Source organism: Anaerophaga thermohalophila str. Valhall (genome assembly GCF_000250735.1).
GTDB classification, from domain to species: Bacteria; Bacteroidota; Bacteroidia; order Bacteroidales; family Marinilabiliaceae; genus Anaerophaga; species Anaerophaga thermohalophila_A.
In genome coordinates this window covers 1-14002 of record NZ_AHZV01000122.1, presented here as the reverse complement: position 1 = coordinate 14002, position 14002 = coordinate 1, and the positions used below count along the sequence as shown (strand labels likewise).

General features: G+C 39.9%; 8 protein-coding genes. 5 read left to right on the top strand and 3 right to left on the bottom strand.

Features of this window, described 5'->3' with window-relative positions; all coding sequences use genetic code 11:
• Positions 1-574 precede the first annotated feature (574 nt).
• On the top strand, positions 575-1621 hold the full coding sequence (locus OQ5_RS0106535; RefSeq protein ID WP_016776720.1) for an aldose epimerase family protein: 1047 nt from the start codon (positions 575-577) through the stop codon (positions 1619-1621).
• A 261-nt stretch (positions 1622-1882) separates the two neighbouring features.
• On the opposite strand, the gene OQ5_RS0106530 is transcribed toward OQ5_RS0106535, so the two are convergent.
• Entirely contained in the window at positions 1883-3229 is a 1347-nt protein-coding gene (locus tag OQ5_RS0106530; protein ID WP_016776719.1) for a tetratricopeptide repeat protein, read from the bottom strand.
• A gap of 544 nt (positions 3230-3773) precedes the next feature.
• Between OQ5_RS0106530 and OQ5_RS0106525 the strand changes: the two genes are divergently transcribed.
• Both OQ5_RS0106525 and OQ5_RS0106520 read left to right on the top strand, forming a co-directional pair.
• Positions 3774-5693, top strand: coding sequence for an AMP-dependent synthetase/ligase (locus OQ5_RS0106525; protein ID WP_016776718.1), 1920 nt, complete (start codon positions 3774-3776; stop codon positions 5691-5693).
• 194 nt (positions 5694-5887) lie between these two features.
• Positions 5888-6730: a hypothetical protein gene (locus tag OQ5_RS0106520; protein ID WP_016776717.1), complete on the top strand. Its 843-nt coding sequence runs from the start codon at positions 5888-5890 to the stop codon at positions 6728-6730.
• Positions 6731-7048: 318 nt separating this feature from the next.
• Here the strand turns inward: OQ5_RS0106520 and uvrB are convergent, their stop codons facing one another.
• Together uvrB and dapF are read right to left on the bottom strand one after the other, a co-directional pair.
• On the bottom strand, positions 7049-9076 hold the full coding sequence (gene uvrB / locus OQ5_RS0106515; protein WP_016776716.1) for an excinuclease ABC subunit UvrB: 2028 nt from the start codon (positions 9074-9076) through the stop codon (positions 7049-7051).
• An 11-nt stretch (positions 9077-9087) separates the two neighbouring features.
• Positions 9088-9870, bottom strand: a complete 783-nt coding sequence (dapF, locus tag OQ5_RS0106510) for a diaminopimelate epimerase (RefSeq protein WP_016776715.1) — start codon at positions 9868-9870, stop codon at positions 9088-9090.
• Positions 9871-11508: 1638 nt separating this feature from the next.
• On the opposite strand from dapF, the gene OQ5_RS0106500 reads away from it, so the two are divergent.
• Together OQ5_RS0106500 and OQ5_RS0106495 are read left to right on the top strand one after the other, a co-directional pair.
• Positions 11509-12972 carry a Do family serine endopeptidase gene (locus OQ5_RS0106500; RefSeq protein WP_016776714.1) on the top strand — a complete coding sequence of 488 codons (1464 nt, stop codon included), beginning with the start codon at positions 11509-11511 and terminating at the stop codon, positions 12970-12972.
• 82 nt (positions 12973-13054) lie between these two features.
• Positions 13055-13915 carry a sigma-70 family RNA polymerase sigma factor gene (locus OQ5_RS0106495; RefSeq protein ID WP_026055146.1) on the top strand — a complete coding sequence of 287 codons (861 nt, stop codon included), beginning with the start codon at positions 13055-13057 and terminating at the stop codon, positions 13913-13915.
• The last annotated feature ends 87 nt before the right edge of the window (positions 13916-14002 follow it).

Genomic DNA, 14002 nt, shown 5'->3' with positions numbered 1-14002 from the left:
GAAAACTTATGAATAAAGCAGGTTAAAATAGAAGAGTCCGGTCTAAAAAGCATCTTTGTTGCCAAACTCTGTGTTGTTTTAAATTTTTGCATCCTCATTAACAATGAGTTAACTCCGGTACAAAAATTTAAAACGCCTTGATTTTGACAAAAATATGCTTTTTATACCGCACTCATAGAAAAAATCTCAAGTCCTTTGCCTAACTTTAAAGGGTTATTGATTATTGGTTTTAACTAATTTTGGGTGTAATTAATACACTTTAACCGCATTTTTAGGTTTATTTCATTTCAAAATTTACCTTTGTCATCGTTTTCATATAGGTTCAATGCTATTTTGTGCATGTCGATAAAGTAGGAAAAGTTTCCTACTTATCATGTTTCTGTTCAGAAAGTGTCATTTACAAGGCTTGCGAAGTCCGAAAATACGGAGTTTACTCATCGTAAATGAGGAATTTTCGGACGATTGTAACACAGTAAATGGGACTTTATGGACAGACACTATTTATCTATTTACGTATTTATAGAGGCGAACTCTAAATCAAACAGTAAGCATAAATAATAAAAAACAGACGAAAATGAAAATCCACGAAATTCCACTCTCCGACACTAAAAATAAAGACATCAAACTCTTCGAACTCACCAACAAAGCGGGAACCATTGTTCGCATAACTAATGCCGGAGCCTCTGTTACAAGCATAAAAACCAAAGACAAAAATGCAAATTTTTCAGACATTGTCCTTGGTTTTGACCGTCCGGAAGAATATATTAATCAGAATTATCTTGATAACTGTATTTTTATCGGCTCAACAATCGGAAGATTTGCAAATCGTATAGCAAAAGGAAAATTCAATCTTGACGGAAAAACCTGCAAATTGGAAATCAATAACGGCCATAATCACCTTCATGGCGGTTCATCAGGTTTTCATTCCAGAATATGGAATCCTCAAATCGACAACACCGATGCAGGCGAGGTTCTGGTCATGAAACTGAATAGTCCGGACGGTGATGAAGGATACCCCGGTAATCTGCAAGTGGAAGTAAGATTTTTCCTGAGTGATGATAATGAATTAATTATTGATTACAATGCCGAAAGCGATGCAAAAACACCGGTTAATCTGACCAATCACAGCTATTTCAACCTTAGCGGAAAAGATATTGATGTACTTGATCATGAGGTGATGATATTTGCCGATGAATACACCCCGAAAAATGGAGATTTACCAACCGGAGATATTATCCCGACCCAAAAAACCCCCTTTGATTTTAAATCGTTCCACAAGGTTGGCGAGCGCTTAGCCTCTCTTCCAAAAAGCGGATATGATCACAACCTGGTTATCAACGGCGAGGAAGGAGATTTGAGAAGGGCGGCTGTAATAAAAGAACGAGAATCGGGCCGAATCCTCGAAATCTATACAACCATGCCGGGACTACAATTTTACACCGGAGGCCATCTGGACGGCAGCTATGGAAACTCTTTCCGCCGTTTCGGAAAGTTTGCCGGAATGTGTTTCGAAACTCAGTATTTCCCGGATTCACCCAATCATCCTTCTTTTCCGTCCTGCATTTTTGGTCCCGACAGGCCCTATTCACATACCACGATTTTTAAATTCGGAACCGAATAAGCTAACTGAATAAAAAAACAGAGCCCGGATGTAAAATCAAAACCCGGGCTCTGCTGCATCCACTCAAAAGTTTTATCTAACTCAAGATACAAGGTTTTTTATATCAACCACTTGGCATATAAAATAGATGTCTGGTAAGGTAAAGACGCCCAATTTGGGCGTCACTACCTCTCATAATAAAAATTTTGCGTCAATGCCTCTACGTTTAGGCTTTTTTTAACTGACTATTGCACTAAAACTACCGGCTAAATCTCTTATATCTTACCGAAATCGAACAACAGTGGGTTCATTTATCCAATCTCCTACTACAAATGTCTGACCTTCGCTTAATCCATGAAAAAAGCAAGTTTGTTTATCCGGAAAATAGTTTGAATAAACCTCGATTTGCTTCCTGGCTTCCTCTGCACAGGAATTATCTTTTTGCATCGCTGTCTTAAACTGATCCACAGCAGCCCAATAAACCGCACTTTTTTCAAGTTCATTTCCTTCGAGTAGGTCTGCCGAACGTGCGTAAATACGTCCCAATAATAAATGTGGTTCGCCCCAGGACGGAAGTAGCGACGAAGCACGTTTGGCATATTGTCTCGCCTCAACATGCTGATTAAAATGCGAGTCCATTATAACCCCAAGTTCATAATAATTGATGGCTTTCAAACTATCACTACTGCTCATCTCTATCGCATCCTTATAGTAGTTTACGGCTTTATTATACTGTCCCCGACGGATGAACAATCTCGCCAGTTCAGAAGCACCAACAGCTGTAGGATTGAGCTGGTAGTCTTTTTCTATAAGTCTCGCGAATAATTTCGTGTCCTTACAATCACTTATTTTCAATAAATCAATATAAACACCAATCTGTTTTGATGAAAGTTCATCTATACCCGATTGACGTTCAATTAATTTCTCAAAATCTGAACAATCTGTAATGCCCGAATTCTCATAAATTTTTACTACAGCATTTCTTGCCCGGTCTGCCAGATGACCTTTATACTTCCTGACAAACTCAGGTGAATAGACCAATGAATACACTGACAAAAAATTGTCAAGAAAGGTCTCCCCTGAAATCTTCTGCACAGATGCTAAAACCTTAGAGGCCTGCAGCCAGGCAATCAAAACGGCAGGTTCGGTTTCATCCTGCATCAGATTGAACGACTTTGTAAAACAATCGTAAGCCTCTTCTACCGATTCACTGTTTTCTTTCTTGTATTTCAGAATGGTTAGTCCTTTTCGACCAATTATCCAACCGACAGGATACTTCTCATGTTCCCCGAAATACTCTGCCCTTCTGTCGTAAATCAGCAAAAGTGTATCCAAACACTCTTCTTTTCTGGTTGTATTTTCAGCATTTTCGACAAAATGCTCCCACAACTTGATGCCATCAGAGTAAATCCTGAGGCTTAAATCCGGACATTCATCAAAAAGCTGCATCCATGCTCCTTTCGCATGCTCATGCATCTTTTTTTCAAGGGCCAGAGAAGCGACCGACAGATTTTCCAAACATTTCAAACTATCCTGAGGAGTCCTCCTCAGGATTTCTTCACGCTGCATGCCATAGACGCCTGACGCAATAATGAGCAAACCAGCTAAAACAGAAATAAAATATCTCATCTGATGAAAAAATTTAGTTTTAATTTAATTAATGCGTATCTAATAAAGTAGGTAAAGTTTCTTACTTATCATGTGTCTGTTCAAAAAGTGCCAGTTGCAATGTCTGCGAGGCAAATGGTGCTTTATGAACATTCACTAATTAGTGCGTGTCTATTAACTCGCAAAAATTTTTGCAGTCTGTGTGTCTGTTCAGAAAGTGTCATTTACAAGGCTTGCGAAGTCCGAAAATACGGAGTTTACTCATCGTAAATGAGTAATTTCCGGACGAGCGTAACACAGTAAACGGCACTTTATGGACAAACACTAATTAAAGAAACTCACAACTGAATTCTTATAATTCAATAAGTTTGCCAACTAATTTTAACTACTGGTTATCAGCTATTAATCACGATCACAAGGAAGTCATCATGTTCGGTATGCTACATTAGATGTCCGATAACGGACACTAAATAGGAATTTTGGTTGATTTTTTTACTTTTGTATTAAAAGCAGGTTAGAAAAGGAAAAGGCTAGGTGGAAAAAACCAATAAAACTTAAATTTATCATGATCAGCATAATCGACTATTTCGAAGAAAAGGTAGATAAATATGGCGACCACCCCCTCTTATGGGAAAAAAGGGATGGCAGGTTTCAATCCCTGACCTATAAAGAAACGCATGAAAGAGTTGTTACGCTAACTTCAGGATTATTGGCCTTGGGAGTCGAAAAAGGAGACAGAATTGCTCTGCTCTCAGAAGGCCGAAATGACTGGTTAATATCAGAGTTAGCCATTCTGCGTTGTGGCGCAATTAATGTACCATTGTCTACTAAGCTGGAAGCCGATCAGGATATGATCTTTCGCCTCGTGCATTCTGAAAGCAAAATGATACTTGTTTCCGGCTATCAATTGCATAAAATAAGGCAAATTATTGATGAGCTACCCAACGTTGAAAAGATCATCGTCTTCGACGAAGTCGCCGAATTGTCTCCCAAAGAAGTTCTTCTCAGTGATGTTTATACAGCCGGGAACGATTTTTTGAAAATAAACAGGGAAAAAACAGAATCCCGGAGAAAAGAAGTACACTACAATGACGTAGCCAATATTTCGTACACATCCGGAACCACAGCCCAGCCCAAAGGCATTATGCTTAGCCACCGAAACTATACAGCCAACGTAGAGCAGGCTTTCAGTTATATAGATATCCCGGCACACTATCGTACCCTGGTTGTTCTCCCATGGGATCATGCCTTTGCGCATACCGCAGCTCTGTATGCTTTTATGTATCGGGGAGCATCTATTGCGTCAGTAGAAGCCGGGAAGACACAAATTGAAACTCTGAAAAACTTCGCGAGTAACATCCTTGAAATACAACCGCACGTTTTAATGAGTGTACCGGCCATTGCTAAAAATTTCAGAAAAAACATCGAAAAAGGCGTGATGGCAAAAGGCAAAACGGCCAAGGCACTTTTCAAAATTGCCATGAAATATGCTATGTGGTATAACGGAACAGGCAATAACAGAGGAAAAGGATTGAAAAAACTAACATACCCTATTTATCAATTATTTGACAATATTCTGTTCAAAACCATTCGGACAAGGTTCGGCGGTAATTTACAGTTTTTTATAGGCGGCGGTGCGCTTCTTGATATCGATCTGCAAAAATTTTTCTATGCCATCGGTATTCCTATGTATCAGGGCTACGGACTGAGCGAGGCCGCTCCAATCATATCGGCCAACACCCCCGATCACCATAAAATGGGATCTTCCGGCCGGGTGGTAAATAATCTTGAAATAAAAATCTGTGACGAAGAGGGTAACGAATTACCCAACGAAAAATCAGGAGAAATTGTCATCAAAGGTGAAAACGTGATGCTGGGTTACTGGAAAAACCAAGAAGCCACAAAAGAAACCATAAAAGATGGATGGCTTTATACGGGCGACCTGGGCTATCTTGACCATGAAGGTTATCTTTACGTTTTGGGCCGCTTTAAGAGCCTTTTAATAGGGTCGGATGGGGAAAAATACAGCCCAGAAGGGATCGAAGAGGCGGTTATCGATCATTGCCCGTTAATCGATCAGTTTGTATTGCATAATAACCAGAATCCTTATACCGTGGGATTAATTGTTCCAAATCAGGAAAAAGTTATTCAGCTTTTTAAAGGACTGAACGAAAACCTCACAGAAGATCAAAAACTTGAAGAAACTTTAAAAGCTGTTGAAAATCAACTGGCGCAGTTTAAAAAAGGCGGAAAACTTGACAATATGTTTCCTCAAAGATGGCTGCCGGCAGCCGGAATCATTCTTCCCGAACCATTCACTGAAGCTAATAAAATGTTAAACAGCACAATGAAAATAGTACGACGTAAGGTGGAAGAACATTTCAGTAACGAAATAGAGTACCTGTACACGCCGCAAGGCCGCGAATTTATTTCCGACAGAAATAAAAGCAACCTGATGAAGTATATTAATAAGCAAACATCCTGACCAACCACAATAAGGTATCCAAATTGCCGTTACATGTAAAAATTGTTACCAGTTAAATAACTTTTTCGGCAATTTGTAAAAAAAGCGCCTAAATTTGACACAATAAACCCGAAATCAACGTGTCCTGTTTTTGTATTAATAAAGTTTTTCCCATTTTTACGGTCGCGATATAACGCCAAACTTTAACTTGTTACATGAATATAGGCCAGAAAACAGTATTATTAATCCTTGCATTAATACTATCATCAATTCCTTTAACTGCTCAAAGAAGAAGTGGTATTAATATCCTGGAGGGGTTAACCATTACTCCAAGGGGAGGTTATAATATGTTTTTTGGCGATCTTGTAGATGAATCACGCGGCAGCTATTCCTTTGGAGTACTTGCCGATCGTGAAATGAACGAATTTCTGTCTGTTCGCACCCAATTGATTGGCGGAAAAATGCAGGGAAAGCAGGTCTATCCATCTTCCGGACTTATGTATGCCGAGTTTGACAATGTTTATGCAGAATTCAGTGTCGGTGGTGCTTACAGACCACTAAACCATCTTTTAGGTTATTTTAAAGAACGAACATTTCAACCTTATGCACATCTGAATACAGGGATTGTATACTTCAGTGCTACCGAATATTGGGGACCTGCCAGCCAGGGAACACCCGGGAATGAATGGAGAACTGCTTCAGGTATTGCACCAATGGTCTCGATGGGCGGAGGAGCAACTATTTGGATCAATCCGGTCTTAAGCCTCAATGTTGAACTGGATGGAACGCTTCCTTTCTCGGATCAAATAGACGCTCATGATGTCTGGTATAACACTTATGAAGACTGGGAAAACCGTGTAAATCCTAACTCAACTAAACCCCACGATTTCTATTACACCTTCACTTTGGGGATTACTTTTATCATTCAGGACAGCAAATTTTCCAACGATCCGAAATTCAACCGCAGAAGTTATATCAAAACACGAAGCTACTATCAGTCCAAATCAAAAAGGAGTCCTGCCCGCAAAAGAAATAAGAAAGGATTTCTTTTCTTTTAATGAAACAAGCATGGCAAAGATTGCCATAACAGATCGGCAGATTATTAGATTTAAGATGAGATAATCATGGTAAGGTTTACCACAAGGATATGTATAAAGCCTTGCATGCAGGTTATAATTAGTGCCTGTCTATAAAGTAGGATAATATTTCTACTTATCATGTGTCTGTTCAGAAAGTACCAGTTGCAAGGCTTGCGAAGCCGCCAAAACCGGAGTTTACTTTTCGTAAATGAGGATTTTGGCGGCAAGCGTAACACAGCAAATGGTACTTTATGGACAGACACTAACTATGCAATAAATGCCGTCGCACAACTTTACTCACTTTTTCTTTTTCATCAATTTTTCAAGGCGAAACATTTCATCTCTGTATTGTGCAGCCTGAATAAAGTCAAGTTCTTTTGCTGCTTTTTGCATGGCTTCTTTGGTTTGCGCAATGGCTTTTTCCAGCTTGTCAGTCGTCATATAAGAAAGTACCGGGTCCGCTGCTACATCCACCCCTTGATCTTCAGGTCCGGAGTAAGCATAAGATTCGGCCTTTTTAACCTTGCCCTGACTATCGGCAAAAGCACTTCCTAACTTTTTGACAATAGCTGCCGGCGTTATTCCGTGTTCCTCGTTGTATGCCAATTGCTTTTCTCTTCTGTAGTTTGTGGCATCAATTGTTTCCTGCATAGATCTGGTAATGGTATCAGCATACATTATCACCAGACCGTTTAAATTCCTGGCAGCCCTTCCTGCTGTTTGTGTCAATGACCTCGATGAGCGTAAAAACCCTTCCTTGTCCGCATCCAGAATGGCAACCAGTGAAACTTCCGGCAAATCCAACCCTTCTCTTAAAAGATTAACGCCCACCAACACATCAATCTTACCATTTCGTAAACTTCCCATTATTTTGACACGTTCAAGGGTGTCCACATCAGAATGAATATATTCACTTCTAACATCAAGTCTTTGAAGATATTTAGTGAGTTCCTCGGCCATTCGTTTGGTTAACGTGGTAACAAGCACCCTTTCATTTGCTTTAACCCGCATCTGTATCTCATGTAAAAGATCATCTATCTGGTTCAGACTGGGTCTTACTTCAATTTGCGGATCCAAAAGTCCGGTTGGTCTGATCACCTGTTCAACAATTACACCTTCGCTTTTTTCAATTTCATAATCAGCCGGTGTTGCGCTTACAAAAATGGCCTGATTGGTCATACTCTCAAATTCCTCAAACTTCAGAGGTCTGTTATCCAGCGCAGCCGGCAGCCTGAAGCCATATTCCACTAGATTTTGTTTCCGGCTGTAATCGCCACCATACATAGCTCGAATCTGGGGCAATGTAACATGGCTTTCATCAACAATCGTCAGATAATCATTCGGAAAATAATCAAGAAGGCAGAACGGGCGGGTTCCTTCAGCCCTGCCATCAAAGTAACGGCTGTAATTTTCAATTCCGGGACAATGGCCAAGTTCTCTTATCATTTCCAGATCGTAATTGACACGCTCCTCCAGTCGTTTGGCCTCAAGATGTTTTCCTGTTTCTTTAAAAAAGGCCACCTGTTTTACCAGATCGTCCTGAATAGCCCTGATGGCCTGATTTATTCTTTCCTTTGTTGTTACAAAAATATTTGCCGGGTAAATCAATATTTGCTCAACTGAGGAAATGGTTACATTATTAACAGGGTCAAAAGTTTCTATCGATTCAATTTCATCGCCCCAGAAAATAACACGACATGCATGGTCGGCATAAGCCAGAAAAATTTCTACAGTATCTCCTTTCACTCTGAAATTTCCCCGGTTAAACTCTACTTCATTTCTCGAATAAAGCGCTTCCACCAGTTGACGTAAAAATTTATTACGACCAATTTCCTGTCCGGCTTCCAGGGGTATAACATTGGCATGAAAATCTTCAGGATTACCAATTCCGTAAAGGCAGGACACCGAAGAAACAACAATTACATCCCTCCTGCCCGACAAAAGAGCAGAAGTTGCACTGAGCCTTAATTTTTCGATTTCATCGTTGATCGAAAGGTCCTTTTCAATGTATGTATCAGTCACGGGAATATAAGCCTCAGGCTGATAGTAATCATAATATGACACAAAATATTCCACTGCATTTTCCGGGAAAAAATTTTTGAACTCCCCATATAATTGAGCAGCCAGGGTCTTGTTATGACTCAATACCAAAGTTGGTTTTTGGACTTTTTCGATGACGTTGGCGATGCTAAATGTTTTACCTGAACCGGTTACGCCCAATAAAGTCTGAAAAGGCACTCCGCTGTTGATTCCTTCTGTTAGCTGACTTATCGCTTCGGGCTGGTCGCCTGTAGGACGAAAATCAGAAACAATCTTAAAATCCATAATTCGATATTTTACTTCAATCTCCCTTCAAACACAAACTCTGCCGGCCCTTTCAGCCAGATATTCTCAAACCGGTTGCTTTCTTTGGGAACAAAACTTACATTCAGATGTCCGCCAGGAACTTTCATAACAAAATTGGTTCCGCTTTTATTATGAATATGCGTTGCAATTGCTGAAGCCACCGCGCCGGTTCCACACGACCATGTTTCATCCTCTACGCCCCGCTCAAAGGTACGCATATCCACTTCGCCATTCTTAACAGGGCCAACAAAGTTTACATTTGTCCCTCCCGGTGAAAAACGTTCATGATTTCTCCAAAACCGACCTTCTTTAAAAACATCAACCGAAAATGGATCGTCAACAAATATTACAAAATGAGGCGAGCCTGTATTCAGAAACAAACCATCAACACTTTCCTCGAACCCTTCAACATCAATCATCTTCAGACTTACCATGTTTCCATCAACCAAAGCTTCGTGATCACCGTCTACGGCTGAAAAAGTGAAGTATTCTCCTTTCGGGGCAACTCCAATGTCAACTGCAAATGCAGCGATGCACCGACCTCCGTTTCCACACATAGTCGATTCTTTCCCGTCACTATTAAAATAACGCATATTGAAAGCAGACTTGTCCGACCGTTCAAGTAGCATCAAGCCGTCGGCACCTACGCCAAAACGCCTGTGGCATATCGCACCGATCAACTTAGCATCCTCGCTGTTGAATTTACCGTCACGATTGTCTATCAGCACAAAATCATTTCCGGTGCCCTGATATTTAAAAAACTGGATATCCATTAACTGAAAGATTATTAGATTATTAGATTTAAGATACAAGATGAATCTTATGGCACAAATAATTTGTATTTTAAATCATAAAAACTTTTAAATATAAACAATTGATTTTAAATTGTTTGTAAAAGCTTAACGGACTATTGACAATTGCATCTACTTTTAATCAACAACCCGTTAAACTTTTGCAATACGCTGCAAAACAATTATTTGCATCAAAATGGGTTTGGCTGTTAAAATGAGGTAGATTAAAGTTGTAACAATCATCTTACATCTTTTATCAAACTCAAACTACAAAAACACTCTATATCAATCATTTGTTTTGCGGAGTTGGATTTTTGCTTATCAGGCCAATTTTCGTTACTAACGGTAAAATTCTTATCTGCAAAATTTAACACGTCTGCCTTCTGCCTGGCAAACTTCTGCCTGTCGATTACTTATATCTATAAATCTAACGATCTATTGTTTAATGATAGCAGATTTTAATTGAAACTTGCCCATACAAAGAAACAAATCAACACCTCTAATGTTAACCAGATTCATAAGTTGACTCCTAAAAATCTCTTTTTGCCAATCTCATTGATGCATTAAATTTTTAAATCGTCATTAAGAATTAGTTAACTCTGGTTCAAATATTTCCTTCGCCTCGATATTGACAAAAGCAGCTCTTTTAGGAGCAAACTCATTCATTGACTTTTTGACATCCAAAACTACAAATTGCTTCCGAATCCATAAAATAAATAATCCCCTTTGGTCGCTGGAGGTTAAAGGTTGAAACGAGTCCCGATTATTCCCCGATAAATCGGGGCAGGAAGGGACGAGTTTCATTAGACCAATAACTTAGACAAACTTTATACTGATAAAACGAGCATGGTAAGGTTTCCCACAACAAGAATATGTATAAATACAAGCAATTGGTTTGCAACGCATTGTAGTAGTTTAACGGATTGTTGAAAAAAGAACAATAAAAATAAATTTGAAACAGGCTGCTGACTTTTTCAACAGCCTCTAATTAGTGTCTGTTCATAAAGTGCCATTTACTGTGTTATGCTCGTTCGAAAATTACTCATTTACGATGAGTAAACTCCGTATTTTCGGACTTCGCAAGCCTTGTAAATGACACTTTCTGAACAGACACACATACTGTAAAAATTTTATGCGAGTTTATAGACACGCCCTAATTATATACGAATAAAACAAGAAATATTTGTGAGTTTAAAAGGCAATACTCCGTTAAACCTTTACAAATATCTGGTAATTAATTGTTTACACAATCAATGATGCAAATCACAACTCTCTCATAATAAAAACTTTGCGTCATTGCGTCTCTGCGTTTAGGCTTTTTTTAACTGACTATCGAAAGGTATACGGATAAGATATCTCAATCATTAACTTGCGGATAGCAGCTATAAAGCGTATATTGAAACCCGCTGCGATTTATTCAGCTTGCCGTTTTTTAGGGTCGGGGTTACGGACGGCTCAATCGGGGTTTCTTTTCCTATCGTCTGATATGAAGGGACAGAACTAAAGTTTTCCTGCTTCTGTGAATTACACCTAAAAAAAGTTAACTTGTGCTACATCAGCAAGAAAGGCATATCATTTGAAAGATTTTCATGATAAATTGTAGAACGAAAAACCATAAATATGAATACAAAAAAATTGTTTTATGTCTTTTCTGTTGCTGTATTAAGTGCACTGATCAGTGTAATAACTTATTCACATTTCTTTAAACCGGAGCAAAAAATAGTTGAAATCGCACAGCCATTAGTTCCGGCTGCTCAATATACATCCTTACCAGCTGCGCCACAGCAGGTGGGACCTGACCTTACAGTGGCAGCAGAAAGATCGGTACATTCAGTGGTACACGTAAAAACAATATCAAGTCAGGCATCTAATTATTCAGGAAATCCACTGTATGAATTCTTTTTCGGTCCGGGTACTCCTACGCCCAGGCAACAGCCGGTGATGGGTGCCGGATCAGGTGTAATTATCACAAAAGACGGGTACATCGTTACCAACAATCACGTCATAGAAAATGCCACAAATATTGAAGTAACGCTGAATGATAACAGGACTTTCGAAGCAAAACTGATAGGAACCGACCCTGCCACGGACATAGCTCTGATAAAGATAGATGCAGAAGATTTGCCCTATTTGGAATATGGGAATTCGGACGAACTGAAGATTGGTGAATGGGTGTTGGCCGTTGGTAATCCTTTCAATCTCACATCGACAGTTACAGCCGGTATTGTCAGTGCTAAATCCAGAAATATCAACATCCTACGCCGTGAACAAGGCACTTTGGGTATCGAATCGTTTATCCAGACCGATGCCGCTGTTAATCCCGGAAACAGTGGTGGTGCACTGGTCAATACTTCAGGCGACCTGGTAGGAATAAATACAGCCATCGCTTCACAAACCGGCTCATACACAGGCTATTCGTTCGCAGTCCCCGTGAGCATTGTGAAGAAAGTTGTGGCCGATCTTATGGAGTACGGTAAGGTTCAAAGAGGCGTTCTTGGAGTGAGCATCAGAGACGTAAATAGCGAGTTGTCAAAAGAAATGGAGCTTGGCACCACCCAGGGAGCCTATGTGGTTGAGGTAATTGAAGAAAGCGGTGCAGAGGACGCCGGTATAAAGGAAGGGGACGTTATTGTGAGCGTAAATGGAGAAGCGGTGACAAAAGTATCAGAGCTTCAGGAAAAGATCAGTCGATACAGACCGGGAGATAAAGTTGAGGTAACTGCTATACGAGATGGAAAAAAGAAAGAATTTAATGTTACTTTACGAAACATTTACGGGTCGACCGACGTTGTAAAAGCAGACAGACCTTTCAACTTGTTGGGGGCTTCATTTGAAGAAGTTTCCAAAGAAGAAAAAATGAGACTCAGAATTTCCAACGGCATAAAGGTTTCCAGTGTTACATCCGGGAAATTCCGTGAAGCCGGTATTCAGGAAGGCTATATTATTACAAAAGCCAACAGAGTTCCCATTAACAGTGTTGAAGATTTCAGAAAAGTAGTAGAAATGGTAGAAGAAGGATTATTCCTGTCAGGGATATATCCAAACGGACAGGTAGCATATTATGCAATTAACCTGGAGAATTGATTGTAACATTCGCGTAGACCGCATAAAACTTGCATTAGTTCAATAATTGTTGTACTTTTGCGCCGTAATTTTTGGAGTATATATGAGACAATTAAAAATAACAAAATCCATTACAAACCGCGAAAGCGCGTCGTTGGACAAATATCTTCAGGAAATCGGGCGTGAAGATCTTATTTCCGTTGAAGAAGAAGTGGAATTGGCACAACGAATAAAAAAGGGAGACCAGGTAGCCCTTGAAAAGTTGACCCGTGCCAATTTGCGCTTTGTGGTATCGGTGGCAAAACAATATCAAAATCAGGGATTAAGTCTCCCCGACCTCATCAACGAAGGCAACCTTGGCTTGATAAAAGCAGCCGAAAAGTTTGATGAGACAAGGGGGTTTAAATTCATTTCGTATGCTGTGTGGTGGATTCGTCAGTCCATCCTGCAGGCTCTGGCCGAGCAATCAAGAATTGTTCGTCTGCCTCTCAACCAGGTAGGATCACTGAACAAAATCAATAAAGCATACTCAAAGTTTGAACAGGAGCACGAACGTAAACCCTCGCCTGAAGAATTGGCAGATCAACTGGAACTTCCTGCCGATAAAGTGGCAGACACGCTTCGTGTTTCAGGACGCCACATTTCTGTTGATGCTCCCTTTGTTGAAGGAGAAGATAACAGTCTGCTGGATGTTCTGGTCAATAATGATTCGCCAAATGCCGACAAAACTTTGATTAATGAATCATTGTCGCGCGAAATTGAACGAGCACTGGCCACACTCACCGAAAGAGAAAGTGATATTATCAAACTTTTCTTTGGTATCGGATGCCAGGAAATGACTCTCGAAGAAATTGGCGAAAGATTTGGTTTGACACGCGAACGTGTCCGTCAGATAAAAGAAAAAGCCATTTGCCGTTTGAGACACACTTCCAGAAGTAAATTATTGAAATCGTACCTGGGTTAGAGACCCGGATAAAAAAAAGCCTCTCAGATTTTTAATCAGAGAGGCTTTTTATTTTTTATTACTGCTTATCCTTATGCATCAATGTTT